The organism is Armatimonadota bacterium, assembly GCA_028871815.1.
Lineage (GTDB): Bacteria > Armatimonadota > Chthonomonadetes > Chthonomonadales > Chthonomonadaceae > REEB205.
In genome coordinates this window covers 118,009-140,696 of record JAGWMJ010000005.1, presented here as the reverse complement: position 1 = coordinate 140,696, position 22,688 = coordinate 118,009, and the positions used below count along the sequence as shown (strand labels likewise).

Sequence of the window (22,688 nt, the reverse complement as noted above, 5' to 3'; positions counted from 1 at the left end):
GTCGTCCGTGGCATCCACCACCTGAACCTAAATCCGCTTCGCGCTACCCTCGAAGACGGCCGTTGGCAAGGGCTTTTCCAATGCATGTACCGTCAGGGCGTAATCGATCAGTCGTTCGGCCAATTGCGGAAACGAAATGCCGGCCGCGGCTGCAGCTTGCGGCAGCAGGCTGGTGGCCGTCATGCCCGGCACGGTGTTGATCTCAAGGAACCAGACTCCTTCATCGTTTACGATAAAGTCGGATCGTGACATTCCGCTGCATCCAAGCGTGCGATGTGCGGTCACCGCCCATGATTTGATCTGCTGCGTTACGTCAGGGTCCAGCCGCGCTGGAATCACGTGCTCGCTGCCTCCTGCATCGTATTTCGATGCATAGTCGTAGTATCGCGCCCGCGGAACGATCTCAATCAGCGGAAGCGCCTCAATGGTTTCCGGCTGCGAGCTGTTGCCGAGCACGCCGGCCGTAACCTCCATACCGCCGACGTACTTTTCGATGATCACGGTATGGTCAAACGTCAATGCCTCGCGAACCGCGTGAACCAGCGTCTCGCTGTCGGCGGCAAGCCCGCAGCCGACGGTAGATCCCTCACGATTCGGCTTTACAAACACCGGGAAGCCCAGCTCATGCTCCACCTTTTGGGCAAGGCGGCCCACATCCGGCGCCGGGTTCCGTTGGGCCAGGCAGTGTGGTGGCGCCGGAATGCCTTCGTATGCAAGGATGCGCTTCGTCATCACCTTGTCCATAGCGAGAGCAGAGGCCAGCACTCCCGAGCCGGTATACGGGATGCCGGCCAGCTCAAGCATGCCCTGAACACAGCCATCTTCTCCGCCTCGCCCATGCAGCGCGATAACTACCACATCGGGCCTTCGCGCCGGCTCAGCCGCCGCCCGAGGCTCGTGCGCAGGCAGCAGCAGAGGCGCAACATCGGCTGTGTCAATCGTCCGCACATTGAAGCGTTCGCCTTGCAGCGCTGCCATCAGCATCTTGCCGGTGGCGAGTGACACCGCACGCTCACTGGAACTGCCGCCCATGAGCACCGCGACGTTCAGGCGGCCGTGCGCCGACCGACCGGCGTGGAACATACTCGCCGATGCAGAGCCGGCTGGTGGGAGACACGCCTCACCGAGCGCGGCCATCGCCTCGGACTGAAGTCGGATATCACCGGCGCCCATGAACAGGGCGACTCCGCCATCGGGGAGCAACCGAAGCGCTTCGGCCGGCGCGCTGTTCGCATCGATGAGTCCGGTAGCAGCCAGTTCGGGCCGCAACTGGTTCGCTCTTGCCGCTACCATAGCCCCATCGACACCTTCAATCGGCGCCTCACGCGCCGGATAGATTGGCAGCACGCTCAGAGCGTCGGCCAGACCCAGTTCCTGCGCGAAGGCCTCGGCGAAGTCGCGTGTTCGGCTATATAGGTGCGGTTGGAACAGAATGGCGATGCGCAGGTTTGGCCAGGCCGTGCGTACTGCCGACAGCGTGGCGCGTATCTCGGCAGGATGGTGGGCGTAATCATCGATCACCGTAATACATCGGCCTTCGATGCTTCGATAGCCGAGGATCTCCATGCGCCGCTCGGTACCGGGGAATGCGGCCAGGGCTACCGCCGACTCTGCCAGGCTTACGCCGCCAATCCAGGCGGCTGCGGCGGCAAGTGCGGCATTCTGAATGTTGTGCCGGCCAAGCACAGCGAGGTGAATCACCTGCCGGGAATCAGGCGCGACCAGTTCGAAGGCAGTTTGCGGCGTAAGTTGGATGCTGCGCACAACGAAGTCGGCCTGAGGATCCGTTGCGCTGCAGCGAAATACGCGTACGCCATCCGACGCCGAGGCGGCGAGCATGTCGGCGCCCGGGTCATCGGCCCAGAGAAGCAGTGCTCCATCACGGCGGATGCCGGAAACAAACCGCCCGAACGACGCGAAGACCGCGGCCTCATGGCCGAAGTAATCCAGATGGTCGGCCTCTACATTGGTGACTATGGCGATATCGGGTCGCAACTCCAGATACGACTCAAACGCCTCGCACGCCTCTGCGACGAACGGACCATCTGGCCGACCGGAGAGCATGTTGCCACCAATCTGCGGTGCCTCAGCCCCAACAAACACGGCGGGACCGCGCCCTGCGCCGGCCAAAATGCCGCCCAACATGGCGGTTGTACTTGATTTGCCATGTGTGCCGGCTACTGCAAACCGCGGTGCGTGGTGGTCGTCCATCAGCCGGCCCAGATACTCTGCGCGGCTCAACACGGGAAGGCCACGCCGCAGCGCTTCGGCCACCTCCGGGTTGGTAGCCGGCACCGCCGCTGAGGCAACGACCATGGTGGCATCTGGCGGCAACTGTGAGGTGGCGTGTCCTGCAAATATGACTGCGCCGCCGGCTGCGAGGCGCGCGAGCGCCGGGTTCGCTTGCAAATCCACATTCAAATCGGCGCCGGTTACTCGCCAGCCCCGTTCGAGCGCATACTGGGCTAGAGCGCTGACGCCAATTCCGCCAACACCAACAAAGTAGATACTGGCAACCTGGTCGACCGTCATGGTTTAGATTGCATCACAATACTGGCTGCCAGATCGGCCGCTTGAATTGGGCTTAACCGCCGCGATGCTTCGCACATGGCTGCATGCCGACCGGGCGACGCGGCCAACTCGCAGACGGCCGCCGCGAGCGAAGTTCCGCTGAGGCCCGACTCCAACATCGCGACCGCACCGCCGGCACGCTCAAACGCTTCGGCGTTAAGCCGCTGGTGATCGGCATAGGCGGTCGGCAGGGGAACGACCAGCGCGGGGCGACCATTCGCCATCACCTCCGATAGCGTTGAAATGCCTCCCCGGCACACCACCAGATCCGCGTTGCGGAGTGCAGAAGCCATCGAAATATCGCTAAGCCAGGCAGTGGGCAGGTACCACGGCGAATCGAGGTAGCCACGCTCTGCTGCAGCGCGCCGCACTGCCTCCAGATTCGCCTCGCCAGTCTGATGGATAACCTGGCAGCCTTCATCCAGGAGTGCCGGAACCGCTGTGCACACCGGTACGTTCAAGCCGCGTGAACCCTGGCTGCCGCCGAGAGCCAGCACGGTGAACCGGTTCCGCGCCAGTGGCGGAGCCCCGAGCTGCTGGACCAAATCCAGCCGGGCCGCGGCCGGGCGCACCGCAGCCGGCAGCACCACGTCGGCGCGAACCGGGAGGCCCGTGCGAATCGCGAGGCCAGGGCGGAATTGCAGGCTGGTCTCATCCCAGGCAGTGCATACCGCTTTTGTGAGGCGTGCCAGCCAGCGATTGGTGCGGCCGGCCAGCACATTTCCCTCGATGATCGTGCAGGCGGCGCCTAGCCGCGCACCCGCGGCCACCGTTGCTGCGCCCACGTAACCGCCCGTCCCAAGCACCGCATCCACCGAGAAGGCGCGCAGGTAACGACGGGCCACCAGCGTGCCGCGTACCATTGTGGCCGCCGCGGCGATGGTGGAGAGCGACACCAACTTGCGCAGTTTGCGTGCCGGTATTTCCTGGAATGCGATACCGTGCTGGGGCACAATTCGGGCTTCCATTGCGGCGCCGCTGCCCAGATACAGCAACTCCGCATCGGGCCATTGCCGGCGTATTGCGGCGGCCACAGCAAGCGCCGGGTAGATATGACCGCCCGTGCCGCCGCCGGTGAGCGCGATTCGCATTCCGCCGGATTTCTGGGTCATGGCTTGACGGGAGCGCCGACTGCCAATTTGCTCCGTGGTGACTCGAGTCCGATACGCAGCAGGATACCGATTCCAGCCATTGTGGTAATGAGGGTTGTAAGACCGAAGCTGAGGAACGGCATGGGTACACCGGTATTCGGTATAGTATCTGTGGCTACTCCGATGTTGATGATCGCCTGCCAGCCGATTAGCGACGTTATGCCCACCGCAAGCAGCTGTGACCTGAGGTTGCCCGCCCGCTCGGCGATGATCATGCCGCGGAAGATAACCAGGCCAAAGAGCGCCAGAAGCGCCACCGAACCGCATAGCCCCAGTTCCTCGCCAATGGTAGCAAACGCAAAATCGGTGTCGGCCTGCGGAATGAAGTATTTGCCGAGACCCAGGCCCACACCGCGGCCGAAGATATAGCCCGACCCGACAGCACGTACCGATTGCCACACCTGATACCCATCGCCGGACGCATTGGCGGACGGGTGCAGCCACGTTTCGATTCTACTGCGGCGATGCGTGTAACCAACCGTGGCGGACGCGAATGCAATCACAGTTACCAATGCTACCATGGCTAACGTGCGCCACGCGACCCTGGCAGCAACCAGCACGCAGTACACGGCGGCAAGCAGTACGGCGGCCGTACCCAGGTCCGGCTCCTGCTCGATGAGGCGAAGGCAGATCACCACGGCCGTCAGCGCGATAGCGATACGGGGCAGCGTCGGCACCGCCTGTTTGGTTCCCGGCCGTATGGGCTGCTGGACCATTCTCGCCAGCACCAGCAGGCCGACCGACGCCACCATCAACACCACCCCGAATGCGTTAACCTGCCGCTTCAGCAAGCAGATGAGCAGCTCGTTAGCGAGCACAGGTATGCCGATGTACGCGTACACCCACCTTCCGCGCTTCGGCTCCGGGTTGCACACCTCCGACACGACAAAGAGCAGCATGATGAGCTTGGCGCACTCAGCAGGTTGGAACTCGGCGCCGGCCGGCCCGACCCATCGGGCTGCATCGTTGACGGTATGACCGATGTGAGGCACAAACACAAACAACAGAGCTACCCAGGCAATCAGAGCCGCTGGCCTTACAAACTGCATCAGTCGCGCGATCGGCAGTCGCGCGAAAAACGCCATAGCGCCAAAGCCGGCAACCACTCCTATGGCCTGCTTTACCGCGAAATAGGCTTGACTCTGCGCCAGCAGCGCGCCGGAGCCGACCTGGGGATAGGTTGTGTCGAAAACCATGGCGATGCCGCCAGCCGCGAGTACGAAAGTGGCTGCGAACAGATAGTAGTCAAACGGTGGGCTCTGCATCTCCGTAGAGTTCGTGCGTAACTCGACTGGCGATTCCGGTACCAGTGTTGTCATATCATGCCTCCCCAGCAGCTATTGTATTTGCCAGTTGTCGGAACTGAGTCCCGCGGTCCTCAAAGTTGCTGAACATGTCGAAACTGGCCGCGGCTGGGCAGAGAATCACAACGTCCCCGGCCCGAGCGAGCCTGGCGGCATCCAGCACCGCCTGGCGGAGGCTTTCGGCCGCCGATACCGCCTCCAGCCCAGCCGCGCGCAGAGATGCAGCCATCGCAGGGCCAGTTTGCCCAATAGTTATCGCAGCCTTCAGCAGCGGTACAACGCTTGGTCCTAACTCCGTATAGCTTTCGCCCTTGGCCGCACCGCCCATGATAGCCACTACAGGACCCAGCGCGTGCGCCGTACGGATTGAAGCAATGGCAGCATCTACGTTGGTGCACATGCTATTGTTGATATAGCGCACTCCTCTAAAGAAGGCAACGGGCTCCATTCTGTGTGGCACCGGCGTAAACTCCGCCAACGCGGCGGAAATCGCCTCCGGTGTGGCGCCCATCGACATCGCGGCCAATGCCGCGGCCATCACGTTCTCCTGCTGATGCGCGCCTTCCAGTGCCTGTGGAAGCGGAAGTTCAGCCAGGAAAACCTCTTGACCGTGCGGCTTGAGCCGGGCTGCGATCCGATCTGCCTCGACCCACGCTCCCACTGCTGCGGCGGGGAGCCGGCACTCCCGCGTAAACCAGAGCACCTGTGCTGCCGGCACACCACCGAACACCTCCAGGCAGCCGGCATCGTCTCGGTTCAGCACGGCAGCATCGGTCGAACTCTGCCGGGCGAACAATCGCGCTTTGGCAGCAACATAAGCACCCCGCGTCGCATAACGGTCCAGGTGATCGCTGGTAATGTTAGTGGCTACCGCTACGTCTGGCGCAAACGTGTGGCAGTTCTCCAGCTGAAAGCTGCTCAACTCCAGAACAATTATCGCCTGAGGTTCGGTGAAGTGGCGCGATGCCTCGGTGAACGTCTGCTTGACCGCATCGGCGCTGATGTTTCCAGCGAGCGCGGCATCAAATCCCGCGGAACACAGCATACGATGTGCCAGCGTTGCGACCGTCGTTTTGCCATTCGTACCGGTCACTGCCAGAATGCGTGCTCGTGTAAGGCGCCATGCAACTTCAACCTCGCTCCAGATCGGTATACCGAGTCGGAGCGCCGCTTGCATGAGCCGGTGCTGGACGCTGACTCCCGGGCTCACGACCAGCAAGTCGCAGTCGGCCATAGCGTTGTCATGAATGCCAGCGGGCGCTTCGATGCCTCCGCCGGCCGCTCTGACCGCGGCGATGCGCTCAGCATCCAGTGCACTCTCCGACGCGTCGTCGTAGAGATTGACGGCGGCGCCGAGCCGTGCCAACGCCTCCGCCACGGCAGTACCGCTTCGCCCGGCGCCAAGAATCGCCACGCGAAGCCCGTCCCATTCGCGCTGCGAGCCTCGCGGAATCTCCAACATCGCATGTCCGCTGTTCAACCTGCAAGCCTCCAAAGCAGGGATGCAGACCCGCACAGGGCCGCCAGCAGCCAAAGGCGTTGAACCACTGCGGTCTCCGGGCACCCCAGCTCTTCCAGGTGATGGTGCAGTGGAGACCTCCGCAGCAGTCGGTGATCCGAGGCATATTGGGCGCCATACCGGCGTTTGCGCCACTGGAAAACGCCAACCTGTAGGATCACCGAGATCAACTCGGCCCACAGGACGAGCGAGGCGACTGCCAGTCCGGTCTCCTGCTTGCCGGCTAGCGCCAGACTCGCAAGGACTCCGCCGAGGGCCAATGAGCCGGTATCGCCCATGAAGAGCCGAGCTGGATGGCAATTCCACCACAGAAACCCGCCGCACGATCCGGCAACAAATGCCGCCACCACGCCAAGAGCCGGCTCTGGGCTGCCACTGAGCTGCCATGCCAGCGCCAATGCGATGATCATGGCTATGCCAGCCAGCAGACCGTCCAGGCCGTCGGTTATATTGGCGGCGTTCGACATTCCGACCAGATAGATCGCTGCCAGAGGGAAGAACCAGAAGCCGAGGTTGATGACCAGCGGACCGATTGGCAGGTGGGCTGCCGGCGGCAGTACCGTGATCCACGTTGTGTATCCGGCACGGCCGGTGGCAGAGAGCCAAACCACAAAAAGCACGGCGCCAACACACTGCATGGCAAACTTTTGCCGTGCCTTGAGGCCGAGGTTTCGCCCGCGGCGCACAATGAGCAGGTCATCGATGAATCCGATAGCGCCGAAGTACAGCATCGTCAGAAGAACGGTCGGCGCCACATAGTCGCGCTCCGCTGATCGGTGCATGCCTGGCTGAGTCACCATGAACCAAAACGCAGCCGGGGCGAGCACGCCGATAAGGATGAACAGGCCGCCCATGGTGGGTGTGCCCTGCTTGCCGGCGTGCGAAGCCGGAGCGTTCTCACTGACCGTTTGGCGGGCGCCAAGCCGGGTAAGCATCGGCAGCAACAGCGCCGTCGTGCCAACGGTTATGCCAAACGCGGCGCAGTAGGCCAGTACCAGGCTAAGCATCCGGCTCGGCCTCCAGCCGCCGTACCACAGCTTCCAGCGCGATACCCCGCGAGCCCTTCACCAACACGGTGTCGCCGAGCTTCGTCATCTCACGGACGGCGGCCGCTGCCTCCGCGGCGGTTGCAAAGGATGCACCGGCTATCCCGGACCTTCTTGCGCGCACCTCAGACAACACCGTTTCACCGAATGCGCCGACGGTTATCAGCAGACGCACGCGCAGATCGGCCACCTGTTTCCCAAGCAGCGCATGCGCTTCGGCGGCAACCTCGCCAAGCTCGAGCATATCGCCGAGTATTACCACGCGGTGAGCGGCATCCGGCTCTACCACCGCCAGCGTGGCCAGCGCGGCTTCCATGCTCTCCGGTGCGGCGTTATAGCAGTCATCCAGCAGCGTGATGCCTCCCGCCTTGCGTACGGTCATGCGGCCGGCGACTCCGCGCCACGCGGCCAGCGCCTCCACGGCTGCTTCCACGTCGACGCCAATCGCGGCGCCAATCGCCAGCGCCGCCACGGCATTCCTTATGTGGTGCGTTCCCGGCATCGTAATCCGCAGCGCTGCCGGCGCCCCGAGTACCTCAATGTGCGCCGACGAGCCAAGTGAGTCCATCGTTGCCACGCGCCTCAATACCACATCGGCCGGGACTGCGGGGTCGGTCGAAAACGTGATCAGGCGCGATTCCGCTGTCACGCGGTCACGCAGCATCGGGAAGAACTCATCGTGCGCCGGGAGCACGGCAACTGCCGGAGCAGAATCCAGTATCTCGGCCTTTGCCGCGGCGATTGCACTCCTTGAGCCGAGCAGGCCGAGATGCGTGGACCCGATACCGGTGATCGCCGCGACGTTCGGGTCCGCAATCTCGCACAGTTCGCGGATTTGGCCCGGACCGCGCATCGCCAACTCCAGAATAGCAATCTCCGTTTGCGCGTCGATGCCAAACAGCGTGAGAGGAACGCCCACTTCGGTATTGAGGTTGCCCGAACTCTCCAGCGTACGGTACCGTGCCCGCGCGACTGCGGCCGCCATCGATCGGACGGACGTCTTGCCCACGCTGCCGGTTATGCCTACTACCGGTATCTTGAACTGTTGGCGCCACGCGCGCGCCAGTGCGCCGAGTGCGGCGATCGGCGACTCGACGAGAATCTGGCGTGCACCGGTACCGGCCGTCTTCTGGCTTACGACGGCCGCCGCGGCGCCACGTGCCAGCGCATCCGCAACGAAAGCGTGCCCGTCGGTGTTGGTCCCGGCCAACGCGAAGAATACTCGGCCCTCTACGCTTTGGCGCGAATCCATGCAGACACCGGTTGCCGTTTGGTCGGTGTCGATCGGCGCGGCGCCCATGGCAGCGGCCGCCCAGGCCAGCGTGAACTCCACGTCAGCCGCCACCTTGGCGTGCCGCGAGCATTTCACTTGCAACTTTGCGGTCATCAAACGGCAGTTTTTCAGTACCGACAATCTGGTAGTCTTCGTGTCCCTTGCCCGCAATAAGCACCAGGTCACCGGGCTGGGCCTCCGCAATCGCCCACTGAATCGCTGCACGGCGTTCCGGTTCAATGCGAATAGCGTCCGGCGTGCGCACGGACTCGCGAAAACCAGGCTCGATCTCACGAATAATTGCGCCCGGGTCCTCTGTCCGCGGATTGTCGGAGGTGACAATAACGAGGTCAGATCCTTCAGCCGCGATGCGACCCATAATCGGACGCTTGGTGCGGTCCCGATCGCCGCCGCAGCCGAAAACCAACAGGATTCGCCTGGGCATGAGCGCCCGCGCACCGGTGATCAGGTTCTGGAGTCCATCGGGCGTATGGGCGTAGTCCACGATCACGCCGAAGCCGAGCCCGCCGGTAGCAACACTTTCAAAGCGGCCGGGCGGCGCCGGCAGTGTGGCAAGCGCCTGGGCAGCCGGCGTCAGATCGATGCCAAGCTTGATGGCGGCGCCGATGGCTGCCAGCGCGTTTCCAACCTGGAACGCGCCGCCGACCGGCAGCTCCACGAGCGCTTCAGCAGGCGATCTGCCGGTTTGGTAAACTGCCGTGAAGCGGGTGCGTGCCGAACCGTAGTGCGCATCTCGAGCCGTGAGGTTGGCCGGATTCTCGCCAGTGGTGAAGGTCAAAACATCACCACGTGATCGCGCAACCAGGTCCAGCCCCGGCCAGTCGGCAGTGTTGATCACGCCGGCGAACGTCCGACCTGCCGGCCCGTAACGTGTGGGATACTCCGTAAACAGACGCGCTTTCGCAGACAGGTAGGCCTCCATGTTGGCATGGTAATCGAGGTGGTCTTGCGTCAGGTTGGTAAATATGCCGCAGGCAAATGGTATGCCATCGGTGCGGCGCTGATCGAGCGCATGGGACGACACCTCCATGACAACGTGTTCCGCGCCACGCGTCACCATTTCGGCCAGGAGCGCCTGGAGTGTGTCAGCCTCGGGCGTTGTGTGTTGGCTCGGTAGTGGAATGCCATCGCACTCCGCGCCGAGCGTACCAATGGTGGCGGCTTTGAAGCCGGATTCCCGCAGGATGTGGGCCAGCATCCGCGTGGTGGTCGTTTTACCGTTCGTGCCCGTCACGCCCGTTATCGTCAGATGCCTGGCCGGCCAGCCGTGAAATGCGGCCGACATCAGCGCAAGCGCCAGGCGCGTATCCGGCGTTCGAACCAGCGGGACGCCAACCGGACGCAGGTCGGCGTCACTGGCGCATACTATACCAACCGCGCCGGCGGCCACTGCACTCTCAACGAACTCGTGACCATCGGCGTGTTGGCCTTGCAGGCATACAAACAGGCTGCCGGGACTTACCTCTCGTGAGTCATGCGTTATGCTTGCTATGGTGGTGGCGTCGCTGCCCTCCAGCCAGTACGCCGGCAACTCCGCCAGCAGTTCTCGAAGCGATCTGGTTGGGCCGGCTCCGGCAAAGGTCATTGCGAAACCTCGTGCGTCTGTGCCTGATTCAGTACTCGATATCCACTTGCGCTATGCCGTATACTACTGTATCCGCACGGGAAAGAAAGCGGGGTCATGTTTCCTCCGGCATGTTATTGCCATCATGACCCCGCAAGTCCACGCGTTGACCGGAAGCAATGTTTCGCGTGGAATCGTTAGCCGGCGGAATCCGTCGGCAAGTTGTGTTCGGCAGGCGAGCTCTGTGCCAAAGCGGCATCCGATGGCGGTGCGGAGCCGCCATGAGCCGCGCGGAACTGCGATCCATCCGGATCGTCTCTCGGCACGTTGAGGATCGTCATAACCTGCGATGCCAGCTGCTGCCACGCCGGGGCTGCGACCTCCGCGCCGAAGTGCGCCCCCTGGGGCTCGTCTACCATCACGTAGATTGCGGCTCGTGGCGTAGAGTGAGGACCGGCGGGAAGAAAGCCTCCGAAGCTGGAGATGTACTGCCCAGCGTGGTACTTGTTGGCGGTGCCCGTCTTGCCGGCGCATATGTAGCCGTAGACGCTGGCGGCACGGCCTGTTCCTCGCGTTATCACATCCACCATCATCTGGCGGATGGCATCAGCGGTGGAGCTCGATATCACCCGGCCCTCCGTGACGGGTGGAAATCGGCGCACCACCTGGCCGTTGAGATCCGTCAACGCGCGGACAATTCGGCTTCGCATCGCCACGCCATCATTCGCGATAGTGGAAAAACCGCGAATGAGCGCAAACGGCGTTATGACTACAGATTGCCCGAATGCGGCTCGCGCAACCTTGACTGGCGCATAGGGTTGCGGGTCTTTGGGCACCAGCGACCAGAACCCGGTTGCCTCGTAGGGCAACCCCAGACCCGCGTTTTGGTACAGGCCAAATGCACGAAAATCCTGATCCAGCTTGCGGCCGCCAAGGAGAAGCGCTACGTGAGCCGCACCGATGTTGCACGAATAGGTGACGATACCGGCGCAGCTGAGCAGTCCGTGGCCGTGAGCAAAGCGGGCTCCCTCCAGGACGCAGTGCAGCGCCCGCCCACCAATCTCGGTTACGCCCGTGCAGAGGAACCGGCTGGAGGCGTTCACTGCGCCGGCGTCCCAGGCCGCCGCCATGGTCAGAGGCTTCATCACGCTGCCGGGCTCGATGAGCTGGCATGTCGCACGCTCTCGCATCTCCGACTGGGTCCGAGCCGAAGGTGCCGTGCTGTTGGGATCAAAGGTTGGCATGTCGGCGAGGCCCAGTACGCTGCCCGTAGTTGGCGCAAGTACGATGACCGCTACACCTTTGGGGTGGTACTCCGAATAGACGCGCGAAGCTGCAGCTGCGGCCGCTCGCTGAATCCTGGCATCCAGCGTGGTTTGAACGTTCTCTCCTTGAACCATGGGAGTGAACGCCCGCCGCGTCCCCGGGATCTCGTCACCTCTGGGATCGGTATACGCCAGGCACATTCCGGCACGCCCGTCCAGAACGCTCCGTTCCGTTTCTTCAAGACCGAGTACCGGACGATGCTGGCCATCGATCCACCCAACGACCTGAGCCGCATCCGGGCCGAGCGAGTAGGTGCGCACGGTGCCGTCGACAACGCCGAATCCCAGTAGCCGCGGGCGAGACGTCTCGATTTCTTGCCGCTGGTTGATGCTCAAATGCCTTCGGATCGGAACGAACCGCAATTCCTGGTGTTTGGCGGCGGTCCGATATGCAGCCGCGCTCCGGTATGCGGCATCCATCGCTTGCTGAACCTCAATGGGCGTCATATGAGCGATCGACGCCACGCGGTAGGCACTGGCCAGAAGGCGAGCATCGAACCTTCGTGCTTCCACGGGCTTTTTCGGGCGTGCCAGCACCACACTCGGGTCGAACGCAAGCGTGCCATCGTATAGGCTTTGAGCCAGAATCACGCCATTTCGATCCACAATCGAGCCGTGTGTTGGCTCAAGAATGATGCGCTGCGGCCGGATGGCAGCACGGTAGGCCAGGCCGCGAACGCCCTGAAGTACGGAAAGGCGCACTAACAGGACCACACCGCCGCCGATCAGGGCGCGGTGAACCAGCTTGAGGCGTGTGCGAGGTTCTCCTCGGCGCAGGGGCGTGTTCATTGGTGGCGTCGTCTACCTGCCGATGCGCACGCTGGCAGCGGGATCTGCCGGAGCCATGCCGTGGTCAACAGCCAACTGTGCGACGCCGGCCGGCGAGAGGATGTGCGCCTGACGCGCCTGCAGATTGGCAAGCTGGAAGCCGGCCACCAACAACTGCCGGCGAAGCTGAATACCACGCTGTGTCTGGCTGCGCGCTATCGCGCTACCGTTCATCCTCACGAACGCTCCCGCGACCACTGCAACAACGACAATAGCAATCTTTCCGAGGCGATCACGATGGAGCCCTTCGGACCGACGCTGTGCCCACATTGCTTGCGTGTGACTATTCGTCTCGACAAGCGACGGTTCGAGCTGTGCGTGAACGGACGGCCGAGATACAGCGGTTGCGTGGTTTACTGCGGGTGACATCCTGGATTCTCCTCGCCCATCATTGGTCGGCGTCGAATAGCTCGCAACCTGGCGCTTCTGCTCCTGCGGTTGCGAAGCGTCTCCTCCCGCAGCGGGTGTACTACATGCGGCGTCAGGAGCCGAAACGCTGCTGCGGTTTGCGTTCCGCTTGTGACGCCGCTCATCTCCCGAAATAGCTGCTTCACGATACGGTCTTCGGTACCGTGAAAAGCAATGACCACCAAAGTGCCTCCGGACGCCAGGCGCTGCGCTGCCGCCAGCACTCCGCGCCGGAGCATCTCAAGCTCACGGTTCACAAGAATGCGAAGCGCCGAAAAAGTTTTTGTAGCGACATGGGTACGCTTCGGCCATGCCCGGCGGGGAACCGCCTCCATAACCAGGCGGCAAAGGTCGCCGGCCGTAGTTATTGGCGCTCCGGCGCGTCGTTGCCGAACGATTGCCGCCGCGATCGGTCCGGCAAACCGCTCATCCGAGTTTGAGGCCAGCATCTCGCTGATTTCGTCCTCAGGCATCGTTGCCAGCAGTTCTGCGGCGCTCTCCGCTCCATTTTCACCGGCAAGACGCATGTCGAGTGGTGAATCGGCGCCGGAGAGGCTCAGCCCGGGCACGCTCTCCAGCTGGCCGACCCGCCAGCCCAGGTCGAACAAAACGGCGTCGAAGCGAAGCGTCGCGCCGTCGCGCAGTCCCAGCACGAGGCTCTCCAGGTCGCCAAAGTTGCCGGTGAGCATGTCGGCGTTCGCCACGTGTTGCCGCATCTCGGTACTTATCGCCTCGGAGACCATCTTATCGACATCTATGCCCACAAAGCGCCCCTGTCTTCCGATTGCATCCCACATGAGCCGCGCGTGGCCACCATCACCAACCGTGGCGTCGAGAGCCGCTCCTCCAGGTTGCAGGCCCAATAGGTCCATCGCTTCGCCTGGCAGCACCGGCACATGGTGACGTGGCACGGCTTCATCCTATCCGCTCGCGGCAGAGGCCACTGCCGCCGGTATGCCGAACGTGCTCGCCAATCCGCGCCAGCCAGCATTCGAGATCAGAGTGACGCAGCCGGCACCTCCTGCGACGATAACTTTTTCCGCCGGCCCCGATTCGTCGAACCGAAGATGCAGCCAGGCCACCATCGGCGCCTGAATCAGCATTCGACCTACGCTGTCAACTGCGGTCCTGGTGAGGCTGCAAGAGACGAAGGCAAACGGGTTGCTGATGTCGGCAGCGGCTGCCGCTGCTAATGCGTCATGGGCTTCGGCAGGGTAAACTCGTACAGTGGCTCCAGCGGCCGCCACCACTATCACCTCGCGGCCCAACTGAGAACGGAATGCCTCAGGAATAGTAAGGCGGCTCCGGTCGTCCAAAGAGGCGGCGAACGCCCCCTCGAATAGGAGATATGACATCGATGATGGCATTAGACGCAGAACGGCCTTTTGGGCGGATTTCCCACAATCGATGTGCTTTTCCCCGCAGGCTGAACGATATTCAGGGATATGCACCCACCGACGACCATAGGTTACTGCGCGGCACCGGGCGAGTCAAGAGATTCGTAATGTTTTTTAAGAGATTCTTACCAGCTAAGCCGGTGCCGCTTGCGGCCGACGTGGAGTAAGCCCATTTTGGACCTCAAAGCAACTGACGCACCAGGTGCTGCAACACCGTGACTGAGCTGCCCGGACGCCTCTTCGGCTTATTCATGCCCCAGCGGCGGGGCATGCAAATCTCCGTCGCTGCTCTGGTGACGCCGAACGACCCGGTCCCGTGGGCGACTCGCACCATTCAAGTTGCCTGCCTCGATACGTGGTTCGAACCGATGTGGCGGCCAGCATGCCGAATTGCCGCCGCGTGTCCGCACTGTTTGGTCTTCTCTATCCCGGTCGAAAGCAATACGCCGTGGCTTTACCGCACGCCAACGTGGCGAAGGCGCGCGGCGAACAACGCCCTGGTGTACTGCCGAGACGCCATCATAATGCGCCGGCACAAATGGACGGGGCCCGCAAAGAGAAGTTCTCTTCGCGGGCCCTGCGGGTGACCGGACGGCCATCCGTTCATAACCGAAGCTAAAACGGGCTAGCTCGCCCGATCACCTCGTCGAGAGTCATTCATGTTCTGCGACCACCTCCTTTCGCGCACAGCCAGGATTATCGCAGGTTCTGTGGCGCAAGTCAATAACACAGAAAGTGAGCATCAGGCTTGATTGTACGCGAAGTCCGGGACGATGAAGCCACCGATTCGGAACGCCTGACGTCGCAGGCGTTTTTCTTCGGCGACCGCAGGTTTATGCGAAAGGGCGCAGGCAGCGGACCGCAGCCGCTCGACCGAACCACGTTCGGTGTGTGGGATGACTGCGGGTTACAGGCAAAAGCAGTGGTGATAGACTTCGAGCAGGTTTTTGGAGAGCGATCCTTGTGCAGAATGGGCGGCATCGCCGATGTTGTTTGCCTGCCTGCCTCGAGGGGAAAGGGATACGCCCGCGCCGCATTGCAGCGGGCGCTGGAGCACATGCGCGAGGTTGGGCAGCCCGTCTCCATCCTGTTTCCATTTGCCTATCGCTACTACCGCCGGCTTGGATGGGAGTGGGTAGGGCGTCGGCGCACCTACACCATGCCAGCCGGGCACTTCCGACTGGTGCCCGAAACGGAACATGTGCGACTCGCCGGCGAGGATGACCGGCCGGCGATTCAGCGGGCGTACGCCCAGTACGCCACGCGCTATCGTGGCATGCTGGTCCGTGGAGCGCAGTTGTGGCAGCAACGGCTGGATGATAGTGATGACACGTTCACCTATACCTACAGGTATCCGCAAAGCGGGCCGGTTGAGGGATATGTAACCTGGAAGGGCGGTGAAGGAAGCCGTATCAGGGTTGGAGAGTTCATCGCGCTGAACCTGCAGGCCAAGCGTGCGCTGCTGGGCTTGATGCGTCGACATAATATGCAGACTGACAGCTTCCGCTGGCACGCCGCGGAAGACGACGCACTCTGGATGACCGACTTCGAAATAGGAATCGACACCAGTTTGGAGCCGCTCGCCATGGGACGCGTGGTGGATGTGGCCGGCGCCTTTGGGTGCTGGAAGCCGCTAACCGACGCTGAAGGCGCGGCTGATGTACAAATAACCGACGACGTTTGCCCGTGGAACAACGCCTGCTGGCGCGTGGAGCTTTCGGGTGGCGCCGTGACGGCCGTGCCAACGAACGCCGATCCGCAGGTGAGCCTCGATATTCGTGCTCTGAGCCAGGCATTCTACGGAAGCCCATCGCTCATGGAACTCCGCAATGCCGGGCTTGTTCATGTGAGCGAACAAACGTCGTGGGAGACGCTGGAACGCGCCCTCGCCGGCCCTCCGATGAATATCCACGATTCGTTTTGAAAGGCGTGCCGGCGCCAATCGGGTTTAGGGTATGCAATTGGGTGCGTGCCGGCAACTGCGGGCAAACGCTCCAAAACCACGAATCGAGATGCTGAATGGCCTCCAGCCAGTTCGTCCATCTGCACTGCCACTCTGAATACAGCCTCCTCGATGGCGCTAACCGGATCAAGCCTCTGGTCCGGCATGCCGCTCAACTCGGCATGCCTGCGCTGGCGCTGACCGATCACGGAGTTATGTACGGCGCGGCGGAATTCTACATCGCTTGCGCGGAAGAGAAGATCAAGCCGCTCCTCGGCGTTGAGGCCTATATGGCGCCTCGGTCACGGCATGATAAGTCGGCAGCGATGGATCGTGACCCATGGCACCTGCTTTTGATTGCCGCTACCAATGAGGGCTACCGGAATCTTCTCAAGCTCACCTCAATCGCCGCGCTGGAAGGGTTTTACGGAAAGCCGCGAATCGACCGCGAGGTACTGGAGCAGTTTTCGGAGGGTGTTATAGTAACAAGCGCCTGCCTCGCAGGCGAGGTGTGCCAGGGCATTCTGGATGGTGACTACGAACGGGCGAGGGATGCCGCCGCTTGGTACCGCGAAGTGTTCGGACCCGAGCGATACTTTATTGAGCTGCAAAACCACGGCATCCCGGAACAGCAGCACTGCAACGAACAACTGGTACGAATTGCCCGGGAGCTGCGCCTGCAGCTGGTCTGCTCCAACGACGTGCACTATTTGGAGGCCGAAGACGCCGAGCCGCACGATATCCTTCTCTGCATTCAAACCAACACGAACGTATCCGACGTCAAACGGCTAAGGTACGCCACGAAGGAGTTCTATCTGAAGGACCATGCGCAGATGGCGGCGCTCTTTCGCGAAACGCCGGCCGCGCTGGAAAACACCGTTCAGATTGCCGATCGCTGTAACGTCGCGCTCGAGTTTGGACGCTGTCCACTCCCGGATCCGGACCTGCCGGAGGGCAAATCGGCCGACGAATACCTCTCGCAGCTGGCATACGAGGGCATGGAGCGCATCTGGGGGGGCACGCCGGGCGCAGAGGTTCGCAGTCGCCTCTCGTCGGAGTTGCAGGTGATTGAGCAGACCGGCTTTGCGCCGTATATTCTCATCGTGCGCGATTTTGCACAGTTTGCGCGCCAGCGAAAGATGTTTTTTGGCGTTCGCGGTTCTGCTGCCGCAAGCCTGGTCTCGTATGCCGTTGGTATTGTTGACGTGAATCCGCTGGAGTTCGGGCTGACTTTTGAGCGGTTCCTGAACGTGGAACGCAAGCAGATGCCGGATGTGGACATGGATTTTGAAGATGCTCGGCGCGCCGAAGTGATTGAGTACGTTACCCAGAAGTACAGTCCGGACCAACAGAATCCGCTCGAAGCGCGCGTTGCGCAGATCACAACATTTGGTACGATGGCGGCACGCGCGGCTATCAAGGATTCGGCGCGCGCGTTAGGGTTGCATCACAATGTTGCCGACAGTATCTGCCGCTTGATGCCAAAGGCTTCGTCATTCACGATCCAGGAAGCGCTTGATAAGGTGCCGGAGTTTGCTACTGCAGTTTCGCGCGATCCGGAATTACAGCGCCTGATTTCGGTAGCCCAGAAGCTTGAGGGAATCGCAAGGCACAAATCGGTGCATGCCGCCGGCGTTATCATCTCGCGCGACCCCCTCGTCAACTATACCGCGCTCGGCCGATCCGACTCCGGCCTCTGCGTGACGCAGTACCCGGCTCCGATGCTGGCCCAAATCGGGCTGCTAAAGATGGATTTCCTGGGTCTCATCAACCTTACAATTCTGGCGCAGACGCTGCGCAGCATTGAGGCAACAACGGGCGCTAAAGTCGACTTCGACACGCTGCCCGAAACCGACGCTCGGACCTTTGAACTCTTGGGCGGCGGCGAGTGCATCGGCGTGTTTCAGCTTGAATCGGAAAAGATGCGGCAGCACATCCGTGAGCTTAAGCCGGAATCGGTGCGCGACCTCGCCGCAATGGTTGCGCTCTATCGGCCCGGCCCAATTGACGAGATTTCGAAGTTCATCAGTTGTCGTCACGGAAGGTCGACGGTGAAGAGTATCCACCCGCTTCTCGACCCGATTCTGGCGGATACGTACGGCGTCATTGTCTACCAGGAGCAGGTGCTTGAGATCGCCCGTGCTGTAGCCGGCTATTCGCTTGGCCAGGCCGATGTTTTCCGAAGCGCCATCGGCAAGAAGAACGCCACGGACCTCGATCAGCAGCGCGCTGCCTTCTTGAACGGAGCGGCGGCGAAAGGCGTACCGGCAGAGTGCGCCGAGCGGATATTCGACCTCATTTTGCCGTTTGCCGGATACGGATTCAACAAAGCGCATGCTGTGTGCTACGCCAAAATTGCCTACAAGACGGCCTGGCTCAAGGCAAACTATCCGCGTCAGTTCATGGCCGCGCTCATGGACTGCTTCAAAGACAAAGGTGACCGACTTGCGGTGTTTGTGGAGGAGGCGCGGCGGATGGGCCTGCGCGTTGAGCCACCCGATATCAACCGCAGTGGTGCGGATTTTACTCTGGAGGAAGCCGATGCGCTGGAGACCGAAGCAAGCGTTTCAGGCAGCATCAGATTTGGTCTCACCGCTATCAGAGGCGTAGGCCGGAACGCCGCTGATCGCATTGTGAGCGAACGCGACCGCGGCGGGGCGTTCGTATCATTCGCACAGTTTATGGCTCGCGTGGGAGCGCAGGAAGGGAGCTCTGTGAACCGGGCCGTACTGGAGGCACTGGTGCATTGCGGTGCGCTGGATGGTGTGGCTGGCGATACAACGCGAAGAGGCATGGCCGAGAGCCTGGATGCCATGATGCGGCGTGCCGCGCGCGACGCGCGTAACGAAAAGCAGGGCAACCAGACGCTGTTTGTTCAGGAGGATGCCAACCAGCCCGCGATCGATGATGGACCAAGCACGCTGCCCGAGTACCATCGCACAAAGCTGCTCAGCCTTGAGCGGGAGCTTTTGGGTGTGTACATCTCCGGACATCCCATGGCTGATATGGCGCCGAAGCTTCGCCGCGCAGGCATAACGTTCGTAAAGCAGCTAGCGGATGCCGTGCACGGTGAGCAGGTCCTCCTTGCCGGAATCATCACAAGCATCGACCGTCGCCGCGTCAAGAAATCAGCGGCGACGATGGCGCACTTCACGTTGGAGGACCCAACCGGCGCCATTGCGTGCACCATGTTCCCAAGGGCGTATGAAGAGACCGGTTCCGTAGCTCAGGCCGATGCCTGGGTGACCGTCCGCGCTAAGGTGTCGGTAATTGAGATTGAAACAGAGACCGACGAGGCGGACCGCAGAATCGAGATCCTCGTGAACTCCGTGGAGGCGATGACCGATGCCCGCCCCGGTACCGGCATAGCGCACGTGTTGATCCACGGGGATCGCCAGCCGCACCTCGCCACCGTTCGCAATGCAGTCGGACGCCATGAGGCGAAGTCCGGTGGACTCGGACTGCTGCTCCACATCCGGCACAGCGGTACCGAATACGTGCTCCAAACCGGCCTGAAGGTGAATGATGGTTCTGCGTTCCGCACCGACATAGAGCGCATAACCGGCAGCCAGACTGTTTGGACCGATTGAGCGAAACGCCCGTGCGGCGCACTTTCGCCACACCCACCGTAAGGTAACATGAAGAAGCGCCGGACGCAGAACGCGAAGCGGCAGGGAGCAGAGCAGTTTATGGTCACTCGGGACAAAGTCAGCGCGATTGCAGTCTGCACATTGGCGGCAGTGATGACCGCGGGTGGGGCACGGAGCGTGCCCACCGCTGGCAGCTCTCACATCAGCGGGAATATCGCCGACTACCTGGTCCGCAACCTGAAGGACTTTTCTTGCACCCTGCACGTGCTGCACTACAACGATGCCGCCGGCCGCAAGATCAACAAGGACTTTGGCAGCATCTACAAACTGAAGGGCAACATCCTGCTCCGCTACAAGGAACAGAATATGCTGAGGCTGGATGCGCACCTGGGTCCTGCCAGGGCCAGCCTGGTGGTCAATGGCGCAACGCAGTACGTCAAGATACCGGCTGTTGGCATTCGCACAGTGAGCAACCTGGGCGACAGCCCCGGCAAGCGAAAAACGCTTTTGGATGTGGGGCTACTTTCGCCAGCCTATCTTACAATAGCTCAGGCACAGTTCCTCGGGGTGCGGCCCGTATACGGCGTCCCGTGCGCCTGCTTCAATCTCCAGTATCACGCCTCGTTCGGCGATACATCGCACCGTTTGGTCTGGATCGACCCGCGAACACATGTAGTGGTAAAGCGCGAAGAGTACAGCCAGAAAGGCAAGATCAACGCTATCTACTACTATCGAGATCCGATCCAGGCCGCGCCCGGAATCTGGTTTCCCACGCGGATAGAGGCGGTAAACAACGAGGGTGAGGAGGCCGGCGAGACTGCCTACACCAACATCAAAGTCAACGTCGGCCTGCCCGATTCCCTCTTCAAACTTTAAGAACGGCGGCCTCTAAGGGACTGCTCGTTCAGAAACCCAGCGCGCAGCCCGTGCGTAAGCCCAGTATGCCAAGCTCTCTCACCACCGCAGCCGTTCGTACTGGCGGCATCAAGAACTTCTGGGGAACGCTTAAAAGCGTCTCCGTTCGCGCGATCGCGCAGGAAGCCGAGCGTCCGGTAAGTATTGCCATCGTCGGACCGAGCGAAGAGCGCGCTGCGTTGGCTGCCAAACTGCTGGAGCATTCCGGCGCTCGCCGGCTTATTGCGCCGACGGAGTCGCAGAAGGCAGTTCACCAGTACGATACGCTTGGAGAGGCAGCCAGGGTCTCGCCGGCCGCCGACATTACAATCGATCTTTCAAACAACCCGATGGCGGCCGAGGCTCGAGGGAGCCACTTTAACGTGGTCCAACTGGGTGGCTGGCCGAACACGCTCCATCGCATTCTGGATGAACGCCCCGAGTTGGCGCTCGCACTGGCGAGGCGATTTCCCGCATTCCGACCGCACGTGGTCGCTGCCATCATCGCCGACACCGCCGCCGTTAATGCGCAATTTGCTCTTTTGACCGGAATCGCAGAGGCTATTCCTTTCTCCGCGATCCTGCTTCCGGTGAACAGCATCAGCGATATGGTGGTGCTTACCAAGAATCAGGTGATGATGGTCATGAAGCTGGCTGCGGCCAATGGCTTGACCGTGGACTTTCGCCGGCGTTCCTCCGAGCTCGGCCCAGTTCTGGCCAACGGTTTTGGCTGGCGGGCGATTGCCCGTGAACTCGTTGGAGCGGTGCCGTTTGTCGGATTCCTGGCGCGCGCATCCATCGCCTACGCCGGCACGGTAACCGTGGGCAAAGGCGCCCAGTACTATTATGAAAACGGCGCCGCGCCATCCTCAGACGTTTTAAGGAGCGTTTATCAAGACGCCTTGAAGGCGTCACAGGGAACGGTGCAGGCGCTGGCGGCACGTATTCGAGCAAAGCGTGGCCAACAACCACGTAGACGCGGATTGACGGAAGTACGCGTTCACGGCGAGCCCCGAGCCATTGAAGCGGCTCCGCCGCCCGAACAGAGCGACTCCCATTAGGAAAGAGATCGTATGACGGGTGATGAGAGGTTTCTGTTTGACCTGCAGGGCTGGATTACGATACCAGATGCTCTCAGCGCCGACGAACTGCAGCAACTGAACGCGCTGATGGATCGTCGTGTCGAAGCGGAGATGACGGCCGATTCGTATCGCCACCGCTTTACACACCTGCTCGATTGGGGGAGGGCGTATCGCGATCTCATTGATCACGCCGCCATCTATCCGCGTCTCCTCGAGCTGCTCGGCGCGGGACTGCGTCTCGACCACGAGTATGCGGTGGTGCTCCGCAAGCCACCGGCGCCCGGCATCAACATTCTTCATGGAGGCGCCACCCCGTTTGACGCCACGCAGTACTACCACTACAATAATGGAGAGATGAGAAACGGCTTGATGGTTGTAGCGTTCAACCTCAAAGATGTGAACCCCGGTAACGGCGGGTTCGCGGTAGTCTCCGGCAGCCACAAGAGCAACATTCCGTTTCCGGAACACTGGCGCACACAGGCGGCATCGCTGGATTGTGTTCAGAAGGTTGCGGCGCCGGCAGGCACGGCAATCATCTTCACGGAGGCTCTAACGCACGGTACGCTGCCCTGGACGTCTGCAGCAGAACGGCGGACGCTGTTTTACAAGTACAGCCCGGCGCCGCTGTCGTGGGCTTCCCGATACTATTGCGTTCAGGATTACCCGGATCTTACACCCCGGCAGCGCGAGTTGCTTGAAGCCCCGAATGCAAGATATCCGGAGCGCTTCATAACCTCCACGCCACCCGAGTAGGCGTTTCCTCTTACGTTACC

At 61.8% G+C, this 22,688-nt stretch carries 16 protein-coding genes; 5 read left to right on the top strand and 11 right to left on the bottom strand.

Annotated features, from left to right (window positions below; all coding sequences use genetic code 11):
* Positions 1-27 precede the first annotated feature (27 nt).
* The 11 genes from murC to KGJ62_07960 all read right to left on the bottom strand — a co-directional run bounded on the left by murC (position 28) and on the right by KGJ62_07960 (position 14,365).
* A complete protein-coding gene (gene murC, locus KGJ62_08010; protein ID MDE2126518.1) occupies positions 28-2,532 on the bottom strand; it encodes a UDP-N-acetylmuramate--L-alanine ligase in 2,505 nt (834 codons plus the stop codon).
* Complete coding sequence (locus tag KGJ62_08005; protein MDE2126517.1) at positions 2,529-3,683, bottom strand: UDP-N-acetylglucosamine--N-acetylmuramyl-(pentapeptide) pyrophosphoryl-undecaprenol N-acetylglucosamine transferase; 1,155 nt, start codon at positions 3,681-3,683, stop codon at positions 2,529-2,531. Before KGJ62_08005 ends, murC begins: the two co-directional genes overlap by 4 nt.
* The gene (locus tag KGJ62_08000; protein ID MDE2126516.1) at positions 3,680-5,041 is read right to left on the bottom strand and encodes an FtsW/RodA/SpoVE family cell cycle protein; all 1,362 of its coding nucleotides are present in this window, start codon (positions 5,039-5,041) and stop codon (positions 3,680-3,682) included. Before KGJ62_08000 ends, KGJ62_08005 begins: the two co-directional genes overlap by 4 nt.
* 1 nt (position 5,042) lies before the next feature.
* On the bottom strand, positions 5,043-6,506 hold the full coding sequence (murD, locus tag KGJ62_07995) for a UDP-N-acetylmuramoyl-L-alanine--D-glutamate ligase (protein MDE2126515.1): 1,464 nt from the start codon (positions 6,504-6,506) through the stop codon (positions 5,043-5,045).
* Positions 6,503-7,552 (bottom strand): phospho-N-acetylmuramoyl-pentapeptide-transferase, encoded by a 1,050-nt coding sequence (gene mraY, locus KGJ62_07990; protein ID MDE2126514.1) that lies wholly within the window; start codon positions 7,550-7,552, stop codon positions 6,503-6,505. The genes murD and mraY overlap by 4 nt, the downstream gene beginning before the upstream one ends.
* A complete protein-coding gene (locus KGJ62_07985; protein MDE2126513.1) occupies positions 7,545-8,924 on the bottom strand; it encodes a UDP-N-acetylmuramoyl-tripeptide--D-alanyl-D-alanine ligase in 1,380 nt (459 codons plus the stop codon). The genes mraY and KGJ62_07985 overlap by 8 nt, the downstream gene beginning before the upstream one ends.
* A 1-nt stretch (position 8,925) precedes the next feature.
* Positions 8,926-10,470 (bottom strand): UDP-N-acetylmuramoyl-L-alanyl-D-glutamate--2,6-diaminopimelate ligase, encoded by a 1,545-nt coding sequence (locus KGJ62_07980; GenBank protein MDE2126512.1) that lies wholly within the window; start codon positions 10,468-10,470, stop codon positions 8,926-8,928.
* A gap of 176 nt (positions 10,471-10,646) precedes the next feature.
* Entirely contained in the window at positions 10,647-12,563 is a 1,917-nt protein-coding gene (locus KGJ62_07975; protein MDE2126511.1) for a penicillin-binding protein 2, read from the bottom strand.
* Between the two features lie 12 nt (positions 12,564-12,575).
* Positions 12,576-12,971, bottom strand: coding sequence for a hypothetical protein (locus KGJ62_07970; protein ID MDE2126510.1), 396 nt, complete (start codon positions 12,969-12,971; stop codon positions 12,576-12,578).
* Positions 12,956-13,921 (bottom strand): 16S rRNA (cytosine(1402)-N(4))-methyltransferase RsmH, encoded by a 966-nt coding sequence (rsmH, locus tag KGJ62_07965; GenBank protein ID MDE2126509.1) that lies wholly within the window; start codon positions 13,919-13,921, stop codon positions 12,956-12,958. The genes KGJ62_07970 and rsmH overlap by 16 nt, the downstream gene beginning before the upstream one ends.
* Before the next feature lie 9 nt (positions 13,922-13,930).
* Positions 13,931-14,365, bottom strand: a complete 435-nt coding sequence (locus KGJ62_07960; GenBank protein ID MDE2126508.1) for a hypothetical protein — start codon at positions 14,363-14,365, stop codon at positions 13,931-13,933.
* A 790-nt stretch (positions 14,366-15,155) separates the two neighbouring features.
* On the opposite strand from KGJ62_07960, the gene KGJ62_07955 reads away from it, so the two are divergent.
* From KGJ62_07955 to KGJ62_07935, 5 genes are all read left to right on the top strand, one after another.
* Positions 15,156-16,331, top strand: coding sequence for a GNAT family N-acetyltransferase (locus tag KGJ62_07955; protein ID MDE2126507.1), 1,176 nt, complete (start codon positions 15,156-15,158; stop codon positions 16,329-16,331).
* A gap of 95 nt (positions 16,332-16,426) precedes the next feature.
* The gene (gene dnaE / locus KGJ62_07950; protein ID MDE2126506.1) at positions 16,427-19,939 is read left to right on the top strand and encodes a DNA polymerase III subunit alpha; all 3,513 of its coding nucleotides are present in this window, start codon (positions 16,427-16,429) and stop codon (positions 19,937-19,939) included.
* Positions 19,940-19,987: 48 nt separating this feature from the next.
* Positions 19,988-20,815 (top strand): outer membrane lipoprotein-sorting protein, encoded by an 828-nt coding sequence (locus tag KGJ62_07945; protein MDE2126505.1) that lies wholly within the window; start codon positions 19,988-19,990, stop codon positions 20,813-20,815.
* 50 nt (positions 20,816-20,865) lie between these two features.
* Entirely contained in the window at positions 20,866-21,894 is a 1,029-nt protein-coding gene (locus tag KGJ62_07940; GenBank protein MDE2126504.1) for a hypothetical protein, read from the top strand.
* Between the two features lie 12 nt (positions 21,895-21,906).
* Positions 21,907-22,668 carry a phytanoyl-CoA dioxygenase family protein gene (locus KGJ62_07935; protein ID MDE2126503.1) on the top strand — a complete coding sequence of 254 codons (762 nt, stop codon included), beginning with the start codon at positions 21,907-21,909 and terminating at the stop codon, positions 22,666-22,668.
* Positions 22,669-22,688: the final 20 nt, after the last annotated feature.

Bases quoted from the DNA above. Each gene is read 5' to 3' on its own strand.
- KGJ62_07935 (MDE2126503.1), top strand. From the start codon at position 21,907: ATGACGGGTGATGAGAGGTTTCTGTTTGACCTGCAGGGCTGGATTACG.
- KGJ62_07980 (MDE2126512.1), bottom strand. From the start codon at position 10,470: ATGACCTTTGCCGGAGCCGGCCCAACCAGATCGCTTCGAGAACTGCTG.
- KGJ62_07945 (MDE2126505.1), top strand. From the start codon at position 19,988: ATGAAGAAGCGCCGGACGCAGAACGCGAAGCGGCAGGGAGCAGAGCAG.
- dnaE (MDE2126506.1), top strand. From the start codon at position 16,427: ATGGCCTCCAGCCAGTTCGTCCATCTGCACTGCCACTCTGAATACAGC.
- murC (MDE2126518.1), bottom strand. From the start codon at position 2,532: ATGACGGTCGACCAGGTTGCCAGTATCTACTTTGTTGGTGTTGGCGGA.
- KGJ62_07960 (MDE2126508.1), bottom strand. From the start codon at position 14,365: ATGTCATATCTCCTATTCGAGGGGGCGTTCGCCGCCTCTTTGGACGAC.
- KGJ62_08005 (MDE2126517.1), bottom strand. From the start codon at position 3,683: ATGACCCAGAAATCCGGCGGAATGCGAATCGCGCTCACCGGCGGCGGC.
- KGJ62_07975 (MDE2126511.1), bottom strand. From the start codon at position 12,563: ATGAACACGCCCCTGCGCCGAGGAGAACCTCGCACACGCCTCAAGCTG.
- mraY (MDE2126514.1), bottom strand. From the start codon at position 7,552: ATGCTTAGCCTGGTACTGGCCTACTGCGCCGCGTTTGGCATAACCGTT.
- KGJ62_07970 (MDE2126510.1), bottom strand. From the start codon at position 12,971: ATGTCACCCGCAGTAAACCACGCAACCGCTGTATCTCGGCCGTCCGTT.
- KGJ62_08000 (MDE2126516.1), bottom strand. From the start codon at position 5,041: ATGACAACACTGGTACCGGAATCGCCAGTCGAGTTACGCACGAACTCT.